This window comes from Bacillus sp. FJAT-26390 (genome assembly GCF_001682865.1).
Lineage (GTDB): Bacteria > Bacillota > Bacilli > Paenibacillales > Paenibacillaceae > Pristimantibacillus.
On record NZ_MAQX01000033.1, the window covers coordinates 399,032 to 417,476 of the forward strand.

Annotated in this window: 17 protein-coding genes; 8 read left to right on the top strand and 9 right to left on the bottom strand. The window is 50.7% G+C overall.

Annotated features, from left to right (window positions below):
• Positions 1-9 precede the first annotated feature (9 nt).
• Both A7975_RS26050 and A7975_RS26055 read right to left on the bottom strand, forming a co-directional pair.
• Entirely contained in the window at positions 10-819 is an 810-nt protein-coding gene (locus A7975_RS26050; RefSeq protein ID WP_053373583.1) for a GNAT family N-acetyltransferase, read from the bottom strand.
• A gap of 198 nt (positions 820-1,017) precedes the next feature.
• The gene (locus A7975_RS26055; protein ID WP_065387063.1) at positions 1,018-1,923 is read right to left on the bottom strand and encodes an NAD(P)/FAD-dependent oxidoreductase; all 906 of its coding nucleotides are present in this window, start codon (positions 1,921-1,923) and stop codon (positions 1,018-1,020) included.
• A 311-nt stretch (positions 1,924-2,234) separates the two neighbouring features.
• Here A7975_RS26055 and A7975_RS26060 point away from each other — a divergent pair, with 311 nt between their 5' ends.
• The 3 genes from A7975_RS26060 (at position 2,235) to A7975_RS26070 (ending at position 5,335) form a co-directional block, all read left to right on the top strand.
• A complete protein-coding gene (locus tag A7975_RS26060; protein WP_053373581.1) occupies positions 2,235-3,707 on the top strand; it encodes a hypothetical protein in 1,473 nt (490 codons plus the stop codon).
• Positions 3,708-3,727: 20 nt separating this feature from the next.
• Positions 3,728-4,258 carry a type III secretion system chaperone family protein gene (locus A7975_RS26065; protein ID WP_065387064.1) on the top strand — a complete coding sequence of 177 codons (531 nt, stop codon included), beginning with the start codon at positions 3,728-3,730 and terminating at the stop codon, positions 4,256-4,258.
• Between the two features lie 108 nt (positions 4,259-4,366).
• Entirely contained in the window at positions 4,367-5,335 is a 969-nt protein-coding gene (locus A7975_RS26070; protein WP_082198484.1) for an MraY family glycosyltransferase, read from the top strand.
• Positions 5,336-5,412: 77 nt separating this feature from the next.
• On the opposite strand, the gene A7975_RS26075 is transcribed toward A7975_RS26070, so the two are convergent.
• Positions 5,413-6,657, bottom strand: a complete 1,245-nt coding sequence (locus A7975_RS26075; protein WP_082198467.1) for a TolB-like translocation protein — start codon at positions 6,655-6,657, stop codon at positions 5,413-5,415.
• 367 nt (positions 6,658-7,024) lie between these two features.
• Here A7975_RS26075 and A7975_RS26085 point away from each other — a divergent pair, with 367 nt between their 5' ends.
• A complete protein-coding gene (locus tag A7975_RS26085) occupies positions 7,025-8,962 on the top strand; it encodes an acyltransferase family protein (protein WP_065387066.1) in 1,938 nt (645 codons plus the stop codon).
• A 228-nt stretch (positions 8,963-9,190) separates the two neighbouring features.
• On the opposite strand, the gene A7975_RS26090 is transcribed toward A7975_RS26085, so the two are convergent.
• Positions 9,191-10,783: a bifunctional metallophosphatase/5'-nucleotidase gene (locus A7975_RS26090; protein ID WP_065387067.1), complete on the bottom strand. Its 1,593-nt coding sequence runs from the start codon at positions 10,781-10,783 to the stop codon at positions 9,191-9,193.
• A gap of 183 nt (positions 10,784-10,966) precedes the next feature.
• On the opposite strand from A7975_RS26090, the gene A7975_RS26095 reads away from it, so the two are divergent.
• From A7975_RS26095 to phnE (A7975_RS26110), 4 genes are all read left to right on the top strand, one after another.
• Positions 10,967-11,938: a phosphate/phosphite/phosphonate ABC transporter substrate-binding protein gene (locus tag A7975_RS26095; RefSeq protein WP_053373575.1), complete on the top strand. Its 972-nt coding sequence runs from the start codon at positions 10,967-10,969 to the stop codon at positions 11,936-11,938.
• Between the two features lie 128 nt (positions 11,939-12,066).
• Positions 12,067-12,840, top strand: a complete 774-nt coding sequence (gene phnC, locus A7975_RS26100; protein ID WP_053373574.1) for a phosphonate ABC transporter ATP-binding protein — start codon at positions 12,067-12,069, stop codon at positions 12,838-12,840.
• Complete coding sequence (gene phnE, locus A7975_RS26105) at positions 12,837-13,628, top strand: phosphonate ABC transporter, permease protein PhnE (RefSeq protein WP_065387068.1); 792 nt, start codon at positions 12,837-12,839, stop codon at positions 13,626-13,628. Before phnC ends, phnE (A7975_RS26105) begins: the two co-directional genes overlap by 4 nt.
• Positions 13,625-14,428, top strand: a complete 804-nt coding sequence (gene phnE, locus A7975_RS26110; RefSeq protein ID WP_065387069.1) for a phosphonate ABC transporter, permease protein PhnE — start codon at positions 13,625-13,627, stop codon at positions 14,426-14,428. Before phnE (A7975_RS26105) ends, phnE (A7975_RS26110) begins: the two co-directional genes overlap by 4 nt.
• Positions 14,429-14,508: 80 nt before the next feature.
• Here the strand turns inward: phnE (A7975_RS26110) and A7975_RS33810 are convergent, their stop codons facing one another.
• The 5 genes from A7975_RS33810 to A7975_RS26135 all read right to left on the bottom strand — a co-directional run bounded on the left by A7975_RS33810 (position 14,509) and on the right by A7975_RS26135 (position 17,831).
• Positions 14,509-15,123: a flavin reductase family protein gene (locus tag A7975_RS33810; RefSeq protein WP_065387070.1), complete on the bottom strand. Its 615-nt coding sequence runs from the start codon at positions 15,121-15,123 to the stop codon at positions 14,509-14,511.
• Between the two features lie 51 nt (positions 15,124-15,174).
• On the bottom strand, positions 15,175-15,786 hold the full coding sequence (locus tag A7975_RS33815; RefSeq protein WP_053373570.1) for an alpha/beta hydrolase: 612 nt from the start codon (positions 15,784-15,786) through the stop codon (positions 15,175-15,177).
• The gene (locus tag A7975_RS26125; protein WP_065387071.1) at positions 15,786-16,733 is read right to left on the bottom strand and encodes a ring-cleaving dioxygenase; all 948 of its coding nucleotides are present in this window, start codon (positions 16,731-16,733) and stop codon (positions 15,786-15,788) included. The genes A7975_RS33815 and A7975_RS26125 overlap by 1 nt, the downstream gene beginning before the upstream one ends.
• Positions 16,734-16,794: 61 nt before the next feature.
• On the bottom strand, positions 16,795-17,196 hold the full coding sequence (locus tag A7975_RS26130; RefSeq protein ID WP_053373568.1) for a DoxX family protein: 402 nt from the start codon (positions 17,194-17,196) through the stop codon (positions 16,795-16,797).
• 158 nt (positions 17,197-17,354) lie between these two features.
• Positions 17,355-17,831, bottom strand: coding sequence for a MarR family winged helix-turn-helix transcriptional regulator (locus tag A7975_RS26135; protein ID WP_065387072.1), 477 nt, complete (start codon positions 17,829-17,831; stop codon positions 17,355-17,357).
• Positions 17,832-18,445: the final 614 nt, after the last annotated feature.

Genomic DNA, 18,445 nt, shown 5'->3' on the forward strand with positions numbered 1-18,445 from the left:
GCGAGCTTTCTACCGAAAACGAATTTCGGCAATGGGTCCACTCTCTACGAAGCCTACATTTTTGTATACCTTGTTAGAGGCTGGATTTTTGGTGTCTGCGTACAGCATCGCCTCCCGGTTCTCTTCCTCCAAAATCGAGCAAAGACCAGCTACAATCGCGCTGGCATATCCGTTTTTCCGCAGCACCTGCGGCGTGTAAACGGCATTAATCCTTCCGTGCCGGGGAGAGCGGTGGGCGATGTTCGCCATCGATACCGGAAGCTCGTCAACGGTCCAAAAATATAAATTGCCTCTCATGATCATACCCTCTGCTGCCGGTAGCTGGCTTGCAGGTATAACCGCTGCGCCGTAAGCATCCTCGGAGAATCCCGCCAAAAATTCGGCGACAAGCTCCAAATGCTGCCGGGTAGCTTGTATCATTTTCCCCTTAACCTTGAGGGGTTTAATCACCTTTGGGCACGAGTAAGCCTCCATCAGCATATACGCATGATACTCCAGCTGATTCGCTTCCGCATAAAGCTTCGCGAACAGCTCGGCCGTAGGCGGTGCTCCGCAAATGCCGGGCATATCGGTTCCTTCGTAATAAGCGATAAGCTCCTTCATCAGCTTTGTCTGATGTTCATCGGCAATGTCATCCGACAGCCACAGCCAAGCATTGTGTCCTGGCGAACCTGCAAACAGCATGCGGCCGTCAGGTGTTTTTAAGCTGGTTGCTCCTTCAATCGCGGAAATCAAATGAATCAAATTATATTGCAGCTCATCTCGCATAAACGGATACTGGTTTAAAACATAATCATCAGCATGCAGCTTCTCCAACATATGATCTCTCCTCCTACCAATGGGTAGAGCACTCTACGGATTGTAGAACAGTCTGAATATTTTCGTCCATCACCAATACCCACAAAGCGAACCGCTGTAACAACCAAGCTCAAACCACTCATTCTCCCTGTAGCAAAAAACCACCTCGACTAGGTGGCCATTTGTACAAATATGCCATGCAGGCGGAGCATAGTGCAACTAAAATCCAAAATCCTGCTGTGTCATGTCCGTATTGGCGCCGATTGCCGCTTTGCTGCCCTCTCCGGCGGCAACAACAACCTGCGCAGGAGCAATTATGGAGGTATCGCCGGCAGCATATACGCCTCTGACGCTTGTTCGGCCATAGTCATCTGTGACAAACCCGCCATCCGGTGTCACCGCGCAGCCCAGCCTTTCACCGAAGGAAGCCGCCTGATCCCAAGACGGAGAAACGAAGCCGCCCATACGCCTTGCTTCGGTGTTATTTTCAAAAACAACACGGCTAAGCAGTCCGTTCTCGCCATGAAGCTCTTTAATCCGGTGCGCGCTTACTTGAATGCCCTTTTGCCGCAGCTTGCCGAGTTGCTCCGCGTTTAGGTTATTCGCTCCATTCGAGCATAGAAGCAAGTCCTTGCTCCAGTTGTAGACGATTTTAGCCAAATGAAAGAGATTGGAGCCCTCTGAAATGACGATCAACGGCTTATCCCGCAGCTCCCATCCGTCGCAATAAGGGCAGCTGAACAGGCTTTTTCCATAATAATGATGGATGCCCGGCACCGTCGGCAAAACTTCCTTCAGCCCAGTCGCCAAAATAATGGTGCGCGCTTGGTACATAACGCCGTTGCTCGTCGTCAGTTGAAAACCCGCAGGATTAGCCGATACCTCTGTCACCTTGTCTGGCTTAATGGTCACCGACGGGTACTTCGCAATATCCGCATGGGCAAGCCTGCGAAATTCGCGCGGCTCTACGCCGTCACGCGTAATGAACCCGTGCGACTCATGCGTCACTGCGTTTCTAGGCCTGTTATGATCGAACAAAATAACGGTCCTCCGTGACCTGCCAAGCACGAGCGCGGCATTTAAGCCCGCCGGCCCGCCGCCAATTATGGCTGTATCCATCCACATCTCTGTGTCACTCCTCTATATTTCGGATATGTAATTTCGCTTGCCGATCTCTCTTCTGGTTAATAAAATGATTGCTTATCCTTATTCATACATTGGATATTGAATGCCACTAGATTAGCCATTAGCTCCACTTTCCTCGGAACTTGCTCATTCATGTAAAAATATTGTCGAAAAAAAGGTATTTTGAACCATTTTTATAGTACATAATGACAAGTCATGCTAAGATAAAAGGACTACGGATAGGCTCGGACAACTTGAAAGCAGTGACTTTTTTTTGCAAAGACAGGCTTGTTATCATAGGAGGAATTCCCTTGGCGAATAGTCCATTACAGAAGAAGCAGTCGTCTTCCCGCGAATCCATTAAATCAACACCTGGTCAGCCTTCAATTACGGCAGAAAAGTCGCCAAACGCAGCCGCACCCTCGAATGTGCTGCAGCTGCAGCGAACGGCAGGAAACCGCGCTGCACAAGCGAGCGTCAAACAGCTGGCAGGCGGCGAGGCACCTGCGGCAGGCGGCTCACAGGCGATTGTCAGCTGGCTGAAGGCGGAAGCATCAAAGGACAAGAAATCGGATTTGTTCAGCTTTTTTGAAGGACTCAGTGTCATGGAACAGAAGATTGCGACCAACTTATTCGCCGGCGGCAACGGGCCTCCATCCTTAAGCAAAGCCAAAAAGCATATTACCGGCTTTACGGGACGAAGCGTGGACTGGGACAAGTTCTCTACCATCGTACGTACGGTCAAAGGGCAAAAACCGAAGGATTACAACGCAGATACGGATCGTGATTATGCGACCTATGCTACGACTGGCGCGGCTGCTTCGATAGGAGCCTCCAGCGCTGCAGCAACAAGTGTCGGGGAAGTCCAAGGCTTAGCTAGCGCATCGAATACGGGCGCCCTCGGAGCCGTCACTGATCTCGGACCAGCATCGGCGATGCTGAGCGGCGTAACGGCCGGCATGCAAATCTATAACGCGACCCAGAATCATGAAGAAGCGCTAAGCACGCATGACAAAGCCCAGAACATCGCAGTCGAGGGCGGCGGCGGTCTTGCCGACTTGGCACGCTTCGGGGCAACCAGCGTCGTCAATACGCAAAAGTTTATGGGCGCTGCGGTGAGTACGGCAGCAACTGCGGCAGCTGGCGCAGCCGGCGTTGTCGGCGGTGCAGCCTACTTAGCCGGCGGCGTTGCCGGAACATATAAACATACGAAACAAAGAAATAATCTCCAAGAGCTTGAGAAGCAGACGGCCGGCAAAGACGAAAAACTCAATCTCGCAGCCAATATAGGTGCAAGCACCCAAGATATAAATCGCAAAAAGAGCGCGGCTACTGCGCTTAAAGGCGCGGCTATGATCGTCGGCGGCGGGCTTCTGCTTGCAAGCGCGGCAACTCCTGTCGGCTGGCTTCTGCTTGGTGTTGCCGGTGCGATCGGCGGTATTGCTGCCATTTATAAATTTTACAAGAAACGCGCTCGCAAAGAGGAAATCGTTGATCGCTTCCTAGGAGTCGATAAGAAGGTTGCCGAGCTGCAAGCGGCCGATCCGCAAGCTAAGCCGGATAAGTCCGTCATCCGAAGTTCTCTGCTTCAGCAAAACGGCTTCAATTCCGTCGGTCAATGCTACAGCCAAATCATTACCGATCTGGCGCATACGATTTACAAAAAAGGCGTGCTAGAATCAGATCCGCAATACGTTACGTTAATTACGAACATCGGATTAAAGCCAGATCCGAAGAAGAAGACGCCAAAGGTCGAGCTCATCGCGAAGAAGCTTCATACTTAGCAGCATAAGGAGAGGTAACTATGACGAATTTTTCAGCTGGTCCGAATCGATTGCTTAATCTACTAGAGACCGACTACAAGGCCGAAGGGTTTCAAACCGGGTGGGCGGAGCCTACTGATGAAGATCCGTTCCGCTCGCTTATTGTTCTGTTTGACGGTATCGGCGAGGAAGAAAGAGACATTCAGCTTGAGCTCTGCTTTTTGCCGAATATGGAGGATGCCGAAGCTGCTGGCATATGTATCTTGCAAGCCTTCGCCACGATTGCCGAGGACGTTTCCCCTCTTTACCACGGCGAGCTGCTTCGCTTGACGGCTAAGCTGAACACGACGCTGCCGCTTGGCGCTTTTGGACTATTCGAGGACACAGGTGTCGTCTATTACAAGCACAACTCGCTTCTGCTGCTGGCAAACGAGGATGCGGCAAACGTTAAAACGATCGATACGCAAAATGGGCTTATTCTCCATTTTCTTCATCTCTATTTGGAGGCATTTATGAAAGTGGCTTCCGGTAAAGCATCTGCCGGTGAGATGCTGGAGACGCTGCCGCTATAAAGGTACATTCAAGGCAAAAAATTAATATCTTCTCACATGAGTTTCTCCTAATCGACATTTTTCTTCTCGAACTGTATAATTTTGTTGTTCGTCCATTACGTATCGGTGGTGACAACTATTTTATACGCGTTTTCTTTACTATTGTCCTTTGCTATCGTTTATTTCTTAATTCCGCCGTTCGGCAGGCTGGCTTTCCGTCTTGATTTTGTGGACAAGCCTCGCAAGGACGTCGAGCGCAAGCTCCATCGAGAGCCGATTCCGCTAACGGCAAGCTATGTTATTTTCATCGGATTTTTCCTGACTTATTTGCTTGTGACACAAGACTTTTCTCTACAGACCGGCGCTATATTCGCAGGCGGTGTTTTGCTGCTCATCATTGGCACGATCGATGATTGGTATAAGACGAAGGGCAAAGACTTCCCGTCGCTTCCTAAGTTTATCGTGCAAATATCCGCAGCGGTTCTTGTGTACGCCTCCGGCATAGCATTTACCGGATTTTACAACCCGTTCTCGGGCGAGTATGTCGTGCTTCCGGTCATTTTGCAATTTTCACTTACGATTTTGTGGATTTTTGGCGTTACGACGGTCATTAACTTTACCGATGGCATGGACGGGCTCGCTGGCGCTCTTTCCGCTATCTCTGCGGTTACGCTGTTCGTTGTTGCCATAGCGAAAGGACAATCCAACTCCGCCATTATGGCTATTATTTTGGTCGGCGTAACGATTGCTTACTTGCGATACAACAAGCCTCCCGCCAAAATTTTCATGGGCGACGCCGGAGCAACTTTCCTTGGGTTCATTCTGGCCGTTATTGCGCTGGATGGCGCATTCAAGCAAGCTACGGTCATGTCATTATTCATTCCGATCCTCGCGCTGGGCGTACCGATCTTCGATAACTTGTTTGTTGTCGTGAGAAGAATGCTGCAGGGCAAAGCGATCTATCAGGCCGATGCCAGCCAGGCGCATTATCGACTCCTGCGTGCCGGGCTCAGCCATAAGCAAGTCGTCATGTTCCTTTGCTTGATCAGCACATGCTTATGTTTATCGTCGATCATATTGCTGCTTGTACAGATTTAAATGTTGAACCGAGACTTGTGTCTCGGTTCTTTTTTATTTTGGGATGGCTGTAAGCGCCTATACGTGTTTACAGCACATTAATCCCTCCCATAAAACGCCAGCACCTCGCCCCAACGCCACTGCCCATAGTAGGAGTCTGCGATGTCGATGCCTTTAATCCATTCCGCCGCATGATGTCCGTTCGCATCTGCTACGATAACGCTGGCTGTTGATGGGTCACTTTCCACCCATGCCAGCTTCGACTTTAGCGCAACAGGATTGTATTCGCCGTGCTTGCCGGAGGGTCTTGTTATGGCCGTTTGTTTCCCGCTCTCCAGCTCCACCCTCATCAAATAAGGGTTGGCTGGCGCTGATTGGCCCGCGTCCTGCTTAGACTCTTCTGCTCTCGACACGACGATATGCTGCAAGCCTTGCCATGCAAATGCTTGATCTACATAACCTTTTGGGGTGTACTGGGCCGATTTTTCCGATGTTACTGCAATCACTTTAAGCTGCTTGTTGCTCGTCGCCTCGCGCCCGACACCGGCAATATACGCCAGCCGGTCGCCGCTCGACGCCCATTCAAACCACTGCTCGTTGCTGACCATTTCGTCTAACGTTCGAAAAACAACACCATCCGTTGTAATGACGCAAAGCGTGTTGCTATCGGCCGATAAGGAAGCGGTTGGCTTCGCCAGAAAGGCGATCCATCGTCCATCCGCCGACCATTTGAATACGCTGGTATCCACCGCAAAAAAATCATCCGATGGACTCGGCAGCACGTGTACGGTCACATACTTGCTCGGATCGGACAATCCGGCAAGCGGTATTTGCAAAAGGCTGATTGGCGTCCAGCCGTCTGGCATCAGCTCCGATTGCGAAGAAGCAAAAAATCCCTTGCCATCCGGCAGCCATGAGTAATTTCCGATTCCTTTGGCGGCACCCAGCGGCTTGTCCGGCTTTTTCGCATCGACATATTGCAGCAGCTCCTTCGTTTGATAGGCAAGTCTCTCCGCATTCGGCGCCCATTGAAAATTTCTCCCGCCCTCCGCCGATACAAGGCTGCTTCGGCCAGAACGCAGCTCCAGCACCCAAAGCTCTTGCCCTGCTTCCCCTTTTGTAAAAGCAAGCCACTTTCCGTTAAATGACCATTTTGGATGAAGAACAAGAGGTCCGTTAACCAGCTTCTTCTCTTGATTGCCTTCCTTAAGCCAAAGTTCGCCTTTGCGAACAAAAGCCGCCTTTAGCGAGCTATCCCGCTTCGCCGCCAGAGCAGCTCCTGAAGCTCCCATCATCCCGATAAGGATAACGGTCAGCATGACACTAAGAAGCTTTATTTTCATCAAAGATCTCCTCCAAAGTTTGCGAATGGACCTGCCGCGTGAACACAAATTCAGGCTCAAGCAGCTGCGTCTGACGCCTCTTTTCTCTCTATGGTTACAGTTCCCTTTAGCCGTTTATACATACTCCATCCGAGCTTGTAACTTTTCGTTTCTGTTGTTTCCGGTTTGATACCGGATTGTAACTGTTCTGTTACGAATTTTTAAAGACTGCGCCCTATAATTGCTTATACAACGATTTAACATCCAGAGGGGCTGAACATCATTTTTACCATCCGTATCGTCGCTAACCATCGCTTGTCTCACCATCTTCGTCAAAGCAACCTTGCCGCAAAATCCCTTAGCCCAATACATGAAGGAGGACATCGCCGTGCCTAAGCCAATTGGCAGCAGCAGCAGCCGTTATATGCCAGGACTTGATGGCTTGCGTGCGATTGCCGTCCTTGCCGTCATCGCCTATCATTTGAATTTAGACTGGGTGCCCGGCGGTTTGCTTGGCGTGAGCATGTTCTTCGTCCTCTCTGGATATCTCATCACGGATATTTTACTAAAGCAGCTTGGCCAGAAAAAAACACTCGACTTAAAAACGTTTTTTATCCGCCGCGCCAGGCGGCTGCTTCCTGCTATGTTCATCATGATTGCAGTCGTTTCCTTATGGCTTTGGATGAGCGATTCCGCCCGCCTCTTTGCTCTCAAAGGGGATATCGGATCGGCGTTGCTCTATATAAGCAATTGGTGGCTTATTTTTCATGAGGTCTCCTATTTTGAGAGCTTTGGCCCTGCCTCGCCATTCGGCCATTTGTGGTCGCTCGCGGTCGAGGAGCAATTTTATCTGCTCTGGCCTTTGCTGCTCTTAGCCGTCATTCGTTTTGTCCCAAAACGCGGACAGCTCGCATTATGGACTCTGGCGGCGGCTGCCGTGTCAGCAGGCTTAATGGCGCTCCTATATGAACCGGGAACAGACCCAAGCCGCGTGTATTATGGTACGGACACCCGAGCATTCGCCCTTCTCATCGGGGCCGCGCTTGCGATCGTCTGGCCGAGTTGGAAGCTAAGCGAATCACTATCCTCCCGGAGCCGCCTTACTCTGGATACGGTTGGCACAATAGGGTTCATCCTTATTTTGCTCATGATCGGCAGAGTAGGCGAATATGATTCCTTCCTCTATCGCGGCGGAATGGTGCTGCTCGCTATCGCAACCGCTGCGGTCGTCGCCGTGCTTGCCCACCCCGCAAGCAGGCTGTCCCGCATCATCGGCAGCAAGGCACTTACATGGATTGGCGTTCGCTCCTATGGCATTTACTTGTATCATTATCCAATCATCGTATTGACTACGCCAACTGCCGAGAGCGGAGATTTTAATCCGGTACGCGCACTGATTCAAGTTATTTTGACGCTTGTTCTTGCCGAGCTGTCCTGGCGCTTTGTTGAAGAGCCGATTCGGCACGGAGCAATTGGGAAACTACTCGCATGGCTTAAACTGCAAATGCCCAGCAGAATCTACACGCCTAGTTTCAAAAAATCATCCGCCTATTTCGCGATGATCGTAATTATCGTATCCAGCGTATCCTGCGCAAGCAGCGCCGATTTACAATCGGCAAGCGGAAACAGCAGCAGCAACACATCAAGCTCTGCCACTGAGAAGCCGGACACTTCCGTTGAAGCAACATCCCCGCCTGTAATTAGTAAGCCGGAAGCGACGCCGCAGCCGGATAAAGCCGTAACGGGCAGCACGAACGGGAACCATACGAATGCCGACAAGCCAGCAAACAATGGCTCTAAAGACAACGGGACGCCCAAACCCGAGCCCACGCCTAAACCCGAAGAAACGCCCGCTGTTTCCATCGACCAAGATAGCGTAACGGCTATCGGCGACTCCGTTATTTTGGATGCTGGCCCCTACTTAGAAAAGCTGCTGCCCGGCATCGTTATCGACGGTAAAATAGGAAGGCAGTTCTCCCATGCCGCAGATGTCATTGAAGAATTGAAAAAAAACAACAAGCTTGGCGCCACGGTCATTATTGAGCTTGGAACGAACGGCTCGTTTACAACCAAACAGCTGAGCAAGCTTCTTGACGCTATCGGTCCAGATCGCGAGATTCTGATGGTGAATACACGCGTTCCTCGCAAATGGCAGGATTCCGTTAACAAAATGCTGGCTGAAACTGCCGATAATGCAGACAATGTAACGCTAGTCGATTGGTATACGGCAAGCAAAGGAAAAAAAGATTTCTTCTATGCGGACGGCGTCCACCTCAAGCGCCACGGCGCGGAGTTTTATGCGAATATGTTGGCGGAAGCCATTTAATCCAACCAATCGAATAGACATAAAAAAGAGTGCTTCCGAGACCCCGGCGTCTCCAAAGCACTCTTTTTTGCAACACGATTTGCCAAGCAGCCTGACTGCATCGCTCATCTGTCCGCGCATCGAAATGGGGTCCTCTCTAATCCAATCCGCCGATACCCGGCATTGAATTCAGCCTAATAACCTAGATAATTCAGCCGCCTATACCAGGTAATATCGACTTCCGTTTTTTTATTGAGCGTCAATAACAACCCGCCAGTTGTCGTTGCAAGTTGCCTCAACCACGCCATGCTTCTGCAAATACTGGGCGGCCAGCTCCGCCATGTCGATCTGAACCTCGCGTACGGCCTGCTTGCCTTGATACATCTCGTAATCTCCTCCGCCGGCTGCACGGTAATTGTTCATGACGACATCCAGCAGCTCGTCATCCAGCACAGGCTGCCCATTCCGCAGCAGCTTCGTAACCCGCTCCCCAATAGGCTTCGCCGCGTTCAACTCGTATTCGATGCCTTCCCACATATCGTAGTTATAATGCTGCGGCTTCGGTTCCATGTAAGCAGGATTGACGTCTAATTTGCCATCCTCGTTCACTTGGAAATAAGCCGCCGTCAGCTCAAGCGCTGCCCTAATATCCGCTCCGCTAAGCCTTAGCACGGCCAGCGTGTTCGGATACATAAAGTTGGTCAAAATATCCCGCATCGTCACCTCCCCGCTGAAGCCTTCCGACTCGTTGTTCAGCAGAGCCGCATTTGAGACATCTACGCCAGCCGCATCCATCTGCACCTTATTCATGAATTCGATAAACGGATGGTCGGCGCTGCGGCAGAGCAGCGGATTCGATATGGTCATATCGCCGGACACTTGCCCGATTGGCTGATCAAGCCAGTTCTGTGTCCTCTCCTCCACTTCCTGCGTCAGTGCCAGAATGCCGGAGTCAGCGGCTATGGTTTCATCTATTCGCAGCAGCGCCGCCTTCTTCTCGGCAATGACCCAGCCGCTCTGCCCTCTCTCGAACGTAATGCTGATTTTGCCTACAGCTTGTCCGTTGCTGCCCGGTTGAATGACCGTTACGCCGCCAAGCTCGCTTGCGATAAAACGATGCTGATGCCCGGTAATAAGCACGTCTATTCCTTCCAATTCCGTACATATGGCGTAGCCCTGATTCTCCCCGGTAAGCTTCTCCGCTGGCTCGCCGGTTGCCAGATCGCGTTCGAAGCCGCCGTGATAAGCGACGACGAGCAGATCCGGTTTTTCTTCCTTGCGAATATGCGCGGCCCACTCCTTCACCGTATCCAGCGCATCATGGAAGGTTAACCCGTTAATATGAGCAGGGTTTTCCCAATTGGGGATGTAGTGGGTCGTAACGCCGAGCAGCGCTACTTTAATGCCCGGATTCAATGTCTTTATCACGTATGGCTTGCCGAATGCAGGCTTATTCGTCCCGCTGTCAACAATGCCTGCCGACAGCCATGGGAAGCTTGAATCGCTCACCGCTTTGCGTAGCAGCTCCAATCCATAATTGAACTCATGATTGCCGAGCACCGCCGCATCGTAATTCAGCTCGTTCAGCACCGCAATGGCAGGATTCAGCTGCTCCTTGCCCGCCGTTGCTGAGAAATAGGAAAATGGCGTCCCCTGCAGCAAATCCCCATTATCGACGAGCAGCAGCTCCGGCGCTTGCTGCCTTGCCGCTTTCACTAGTGTTGCTATTTTGGCAAGCCCCGTATGCCGCTCCTCGCGCGTGCGGTAATCGACGGGCTGAATATGTCCGTGTATATCGCTTGTCACCATAATTTCACATAGGAATTTTTCATTTATTTTCATTCAATAAATACCTCCAACTTCCGTTATATTCCGTTAATCCCTCTATTTTAACAGCTCATCCAATAAAAATAGACCAATTACTCCCACTTTTACAAAAGCTTATTCCCTATTTTACGGTCTGATAATAAACCGTCCGTATAGTTAACCAAGTACCTTAAATTAGAATATTTGGAGGGTTATTGTTTGAAAAAAATCGCTAAGTTTGTTTTTCCGTTACTATTGTCCGTATCCTTGCTGAGTGCCTGTGGCGCTAACAAAACAAACAATGAAGCTGCGGCGACAAACAACGCTGCTACCAACGCTCCGGCTGCAACGGAGCAGGCAGAGGGTTATGTGCCAGAGAAGCTGACCGTGCAATTCGTCCCTTCACAAAATGCAGATACGCTTGAAGCAAAGGCAAAGCCGCTTGAGCAGCTGCTCTCCGATAAGCTTGGCATCCCTGTAGAAGTAAGCATCTCCACCGACTACAACACGATTATCGAAGCGATGGCTTCCAAAAAAGTAGACGTGGGCTTCCTTCCTCCAACTGCTTATGTACTCGCTAAGGACAAGGGCGCGGCTGAAGTTATTCTTCAAGCGCAGCGCTTTGGCGTTCAAGACGATACGGGCGCTCCGACAGACCAGCTCGTTGATTTCTACAAATCGATGATTATCGTGAAAAAAGATTCCCCTATTAAATCGATTGAGGATTTGAAAGGCAAAAAAATCGCTTACCAAAACGTGACTTCATCCGCAGGTTTCGTATGGCCGGCAGGCAAATTGATCGAGGCCGGTATCGATCCGCTTAAAGATGTAACGGCTGTTACTGTAAAAGGCCATGACCAAGGCGTTATAGCCGTATTGAACGGCGACGTCGATGCAGCTGCTATTTTCCAAGACGCTCGTACGCTCGTGTCGAAGGATTTCCCGACTGTGTTTGACGATACACGCGTATTGACGTATACCGAGAATATTCCAAACGACACGATTACTGTTCGTTCCGACATGAACGCAGAATGGGTTGCAAAAATTCAGGATGCCTTCATTGCGCTTGGCAACGACGAAGCTAGCCGCAAAATCATTTTTGACATCTACTCGCACCAAGGTTACGTGAAATCCGAAGACAGCATCTTCAACATCGTTCGTGAATATGGCGAGAAAGTTAAGACGGAATAGTCGTTCCCTTTCTATCCCTGCTAAATAAGAGTACCCATATTAACGTATCGAAAGCCAGTTCGCGTGCATTTGCGCCCGGACTGGCTATCCTTTATTACTACGATATTAAGCAAAGGAATGATTTTCCTGTGATAGAGCTTCAGAATGTGTCAAAAAGGTACCCAAACGGGACAAAAGGCTTGGACAACATTAACCTAACGTTTGCAAAAGGCGAATTTATCGTCATCGTCGGATTGTCCGGCGCCGGAAAATCGACGCTGCTGCGGTCGATTAACCGCCTTCACGATATTTCAGAGGGTGATATTCTTATCGATGGTCAGTCTATTACAAAAGCCAAGGGGAAGCAGCTGCGCTTAATACGCCGCAATATCGGCATGATTTTTCAAAGCTTCAACCTCGTCAAGCGTTCATCCGTGCTGCGCAACGTGCTCGCGGGCCGCGTCGGCTACCATTCCACATTAAGAACGTTAGCGGGAAGATTTCCCGAGAAGGATATGAACATTGCGTTCGAAGCGCTGGATCGCGTTAATATCGTCGAGAAGGCTTATTCACGCGCCGACGAGCTGTCCGGCGGCCAGCAGCAGCGGGTAGCGATCGCGCGCGTGCTCGCGCAGGAAGCAAAAATGATTTTGGCGGACGAGCCCGTTGCCTCTTTAGATCCGCTTACGACGAAGCAGGTTATGGATGATCTCAAAAAGATCAATGTCGAACTAGGCATTACAACGATTGTTAACCTTCATTATGTGGATTTGGCGAGGCAATACGCTACGCGTATCATCGGCTTGCGCGCTGGACAAGTCGTATTTGACGGCCCTGTTGCTGAGGCGACCGACGAGCGTTTTGCAGAAATTTATGGACGGCCGATTGAGGAAGACGAGCTGCTGGGAGAACGACGCGCATGAGCACACAGACGGAGCTGAAGCGTCCGAAGGCGCCGAGCAAACTCAAGCATTATCTAACGGCATTCATCATTATTTTGCTTCTATGGGGAAGCTCCGTTCAGACCGAAGCTACGTTTGGGGAGCTTATCGAAGGTTTTCCGAATATGTTCGACCTGCTTAAGGAGATGTTTCCGCCAAAATGGACCTATTTCGACAATATTGTCGGCGCGATGCTGGAGACGATACGAATGGCGCTCATCGGCACGACAATCGGCGCTATATTGGCAATTCCGGTCGCTTTGCTTAGCGCCAGCAACTTAACGAAGGGCAGCTGGCTTCGATACCCCGTACGCTTCTTGCTCAATTTGATACGTACCATACCTGATTTGCTGCTCGCAGCGATCTTTGTGTCCATCGTTGGCATCGGTCCGCTTCCGGGCATGATGGCGCTGTCGGTCTTCTCATTAGGATTAATCGCGAAGCTAACCTATGAGGCTTTGGAGGCGATTGACCGCGGGCCGCTTGAAGCGATGACCGCTGTCGGAGCAACCGGGCCGCAGCGCATTCTGTATGCGGTCATCCCGCAAATTCAGGCTCATTTCATGTCCTTTACGCTTTATACCTTTGAGATCAACGTTCGCGCAGCGGCGGTTCTTGGACTCGTAGGCGCCGGGGGCATCGGTCATTATTATGAAATTACGTTAGGGTTTTTAGAATACGACAAAACGAGCGTCATCATTATATTTACACTAGCCATCGTCTTGCTCATTGATTATTCAAGCACGAAGCTGCGGGAGAAGCTGCTATGACAAAACCATGGAATACAATCGTTCGCAAACCAAAAAACAACCGTTACCGCTGGCTGATCTATGCTGCTCTGGCAGCCGTTTATATTTGGGCGTTTGCTGGCATCCCGTTCACGGGCATTAAAGAAACGGCCGTTCAAATTACGAAGGCAATCGTGACCGGCATCTTCTCGCCGGACTGGGATTTCGTTTATTTGCCTGAAGGCGAGGATCTGCTTAGAGGTTTGCTGGAGACGCTCGCGATTTCGATTTTGGGCACCTTTATTTCTGCGCTGCTCTGCCTGCCGCTTGCCTTCTGGGCCGCGGTTAATATGAGCAATTCCAGCATGGTGTCAGGCTCAGGCAAAATCGTGCTCAGCGTCATTCGCGCCGTCCCCGAAGTCGTGCTCGCGCTTATGTTCATTAAAGCCGTGGGCCCTGGCTCCTTCGCTGGCGTGCTGGCGCTGGGCTTGCATTCGGTCGGCATGCTGGGCAAGCTGTTCGCCGATGAAGTGGAAAATATGGATAAAGGCCCTGTGGAGGCATTGCTCTCCTCCGGAGCAAATCGGCTGCAAATTCTGTGGTATGCCGTCATTCCGCAGGTGCTTCCCGGTTTCATATCGTATATGCTGTACCGCTTTGAGATCAATATGCGCTCTGCGACCATTCTCGGCGTCATCGGAGCAGGCGGCATCGGCACGCCTCTCATCTTCGCCCTTAGCACCCGCAACTGGGATCGCGTCGGCATTATTTTGCTTGGCATCGTCATTCTGATTACGATTATTGATCTCCTTTCCGGCGCAATCCGCAAGCGTCTTATCTAACCTAATAGATAAATAGCCCGTACCGGTAAATGTTCACGCGGTACGGGCTGTTTTGTATGAATTTGCATCCTGCTTGACTCTTAAACGGGACGCTCAATCGAAAACTGATCTCCCAGCTTCGCATAATCGCTGCCGGCTAGCCGGCTGACTGGTTTCAAGGCCTCGGCATTGATCCGGCCGTTCTCGTACAGCGCTTCATCGACATGAAATCGGACAACGCGCCCAATGAGAAGGTCGCAGGCTGGCGCCCCTTCGGTGCCGCCAAGCGGGAGCGATTGCTCCAATACGCATTCCATCCGTATTCTCGCTTCGGCTACGCCGGGTACGCGGATGTGTTCACTCGCAATCGCCGTTAGTCCAGCTAAAGCTACTTCGCTCTCCTCAGGCGGTACATTCGCGGCCGTCGCATTTATCGCTTCAATGTAGCTCTCGTCGGAAATATGTACGACGAACTCGCCGCAAGCAGCCGCATTACGGGCGGTGTCCTTCTGAACACCGCCCGGCTTGCGCTGCACGGACACCGCAACCATCGGCGGGTTAGCCGTTACGATATTGAAGAAGCTAAAGGGCGCTGCATTCAGCACGCCCTCGCTCGTTAGCGACGTGACGAAAGCGATAGGCCTTGGCACGATGCTGCCGATCAGCAGCTTGTAATTGTCCTGCACGCTTTGGCTCGATGGATCAATGGATAACACAGCCCGCTCCCCTTTCACAGCTTTATCATTGCTTATATCCGCTTGCTTCTATTAGACCTTGAACGTTTCCTTATACCAAGCGGCAGCGGCTGCTACCTCTGAGCTAGTCAGCTGATGCCCATGCTGCTCCCAGTGAACGGTCACGGACGCCCCTGCCGCTTGCAGCATGCGGTCCAGCTCTTCTGTCTCCTGCGGCGTGCAAAGCGGATCATTGGAGCCTGCGCCGATGAAGATAGGCGCAAGAGCCAGGCTTGGCAATTCCAAGCCGCGGATCGGCACCATCGGATGATGCAAAATCGCGCCGCGCAGCGTTCCTTCATAATGGAACAGCAAGCTTCCTGCAATATTGGCGCCATTGGAATAGCCGATCGCTACGATGTTGCTGCGGTCGAAGCTGTACTCGGCTGCCGCGTTGTCTAGAAAATCATTCAGCTCCTTCGTCCGGAACACCAAATCCTCAAGATCAAAGACGCCTTCGGCTAGTCTTCGGAAATAACGCGGCATGCCATTCTCCAGCACATTCCCTCTTACGCTAAGCACAGATGAATCCGGCGATATGAGGTCCGCGAGCGGGAGCAAATCCCGCTCGGTTCCTCCCGTGCCATGCAGAAGCAGCAATACGGGCGCGGATGGGTCGGTTCCTTGTTTAAAGATATGTTTCATTATTTATCCTCCTCCAATACCCTTATTTCAAATGGCGTCAATAATTGTTCAATTTGCGTACGGTGCTCTTCATACCATGCTGGAAGCATCAGCTTCTCGCCGAGATGAGCAGGCTCTTCATCGCGGGCAAAGCCCGGAGGATCCGTAGCAATCTCGAATAAAATGCCGCCTGCTTCACGGAAGTAGATCGCGTTAAAATATTGGCGATCGACGATCGGCGTAGGCTCAAAGCCGTTGCTCTCGACATGGCTTCTCCAAAGCGCATGCTCCGCGTCGTCTTTCGCCCGCCATGCAATATGGTGGACGGTGCCGGCGCCGCCATGGCCCTGCTCCATGCTCTCCACATTAACGTCGATCAGGTTGCCCAGATCTCCCGTTGCTTGAAAGCGGGCGTAACCGCCCTCTTCTCCAACTTTCACAAGCCCCATCACGTTTACGAGAAGCTCAGCGGTTTGGGCTGGAGCGGTGCTGTACAGAATCGCGCCGCCGAACCCTTTAATCGCTTTATCAGCCGGAACGCCGCCGAACGTCCATTTGCTTAGCGCCCCTTCCTCACGGGCAACGATTTCGAGCTTTAAGCCATCTGGATCAACGAATTGCAAATACTGCTCGCCGAATCTCGACGTTTGTACGGCATCTACGTTCAGCTTTGCCAGCCGCTCCTTCCAGAAATTAAACGCATCAGCAGGTACGACATAGGTCGTGTAGCCGACTTGGCCGCCGCCAATTTTGCCTTTGCGAGAGTTTGCCCATGGGAAAAACGTAATGATCGTGCCCGGGCTTCCGATTTCATTGCCAAAGTACAGATGATAAACCTCAGGGGCATCAAAGTTAATCGTCTTCTTAATCAAGCGCAGGCCAAGCACCCCTGCATAAAAATCTGCCGTAACCTGAGGATTTCTAACAAAAGCAGTTATATGGTGAATTCCAGCTGTTTGCGTTGTCATATCGTCCACTCTCCCTATTTTATATTAATTTAAAAAGTATTGTAACTAACCCAATCACAGATTAACGGATAAGCGCATCAATCGAATAGTCGCCGGCGCCTGTTAAAGCAATACCTATAGCAATGGCTACTAAGACCAGATTATATTCATAACCGTTAGCAGTCGCCCAAAGCCCGTTCTGACCATGAACCTTCACGATAGCGCCCAGCATCGCAAGCACGATAAGCGCTGCGGCAAGCGGCGTAAGCAGCCCTGCTGCAAATAACAGTCCGCCAACCAGCTCCATAAGACCGGCGGCGACAGCCATCGCTACTCCCGGCTTAATACCGATCGACTCCATCCAGCCGCCCGTTCCTTTTGGACCGTAACCGCCAAACCATCCGAACAGCTTCTGCGCGCCATGCCCTACAAACAACAAACCTACGACCACACGAACAACCAACAATCCTAATGCCAAACTCATTTTAATTCCTCCAATTATTTTTTGTTTTTATCGTGATTTAAAGAATCTCTAATTTAAGATATGGGACAAGCGCGAACGGCTGCTGCCGCCCTAGCTGTTAAACTCCGTTTCGCTTTGATCAAGCAAACTTCCGCCGCTCATTTCAGGAAACAACCCAGCTACTTGTAATTCTCCTGCGCAAACTTGCCAAGCTTCTTAAGCAGCTTGCTTGCCACCTGCTTCTCTTCTGGCGTAAGCCCGTTCACTGCTTGCTCAATCGTTGCTTGATGGCCGGGGAACACTTCCTCCACGAATTGCTTGCCCTGGTCGGTCAGCTCGGCGTAGATAAGGCGTCTGTCCTCGGTTGAGGCTCTTCGGCGCACCGCCTGCTTCTTCTCCAGCTTATCGACCACATAGGTAATGTTGCCGCTGCTCATCAGCACCTTCTCGCCAATCTGCTGCAAGGGCTGCGGCCCTCTATGATACAGCAGCTCAAGAACGCCAAATTCCGTCCGGTTCAAGCCGTTTTTGCGTATATCGCGATCCGCATGCGCATTCACCCATTGGGTCGCTCTAGACAGCGCGATGAAGAGATCTAATGAATCATTTTGTTTTTGGTTTTGGTTTTGGTTTTGGTTTTGGTTTTCGTTTGTCATGATTATCACTCCCTTCTGCGCTGCATTTATCTTTAAGTTAATTATCTTGAATTAAAGATAACTCAATTTAAAACAGTTGTCAACTGCTTTTCTGAAGTTTTTTAGCAAGAATGGATTACAACGGGTTGAATATTGAAGCTCGGACATCATAAATGGCTGCGTGCGAAAACCAATGATCTGAATCAGAGAAAAGCTGTACATGAAACTAATCAGGCACGAGGGCGGTGGTGTATATGAGAGCATAAGCGGACAGAGAATCCGTTATATTGCTAATTCATCGATTATTGTGGCGTTTGCGGACTCAGGTTCCGCTATTCACTCAAAAAAACTAATTTTAACCTCGTTTAAATGGAGATAACGGATCTCCTGTCCACCTAATACGCCTAAATGGTCAAAATGCAAAAATAACGGAACTACAGTCCTCTCATTACACATTCATGTGCTGAGATTCATTAGAAAGAAGATGATCTTCCACGTTCGGACTGATCAACCATGGTTATCCATTCATTTCAACAAACATTAAAAAAGTGTCTGACACAAAACCGAAATACGGAATAAGACGTTCTCAACATGAATTGGAAAAGCCTCCAACCACACCTTGAAAGTGTAGTTGG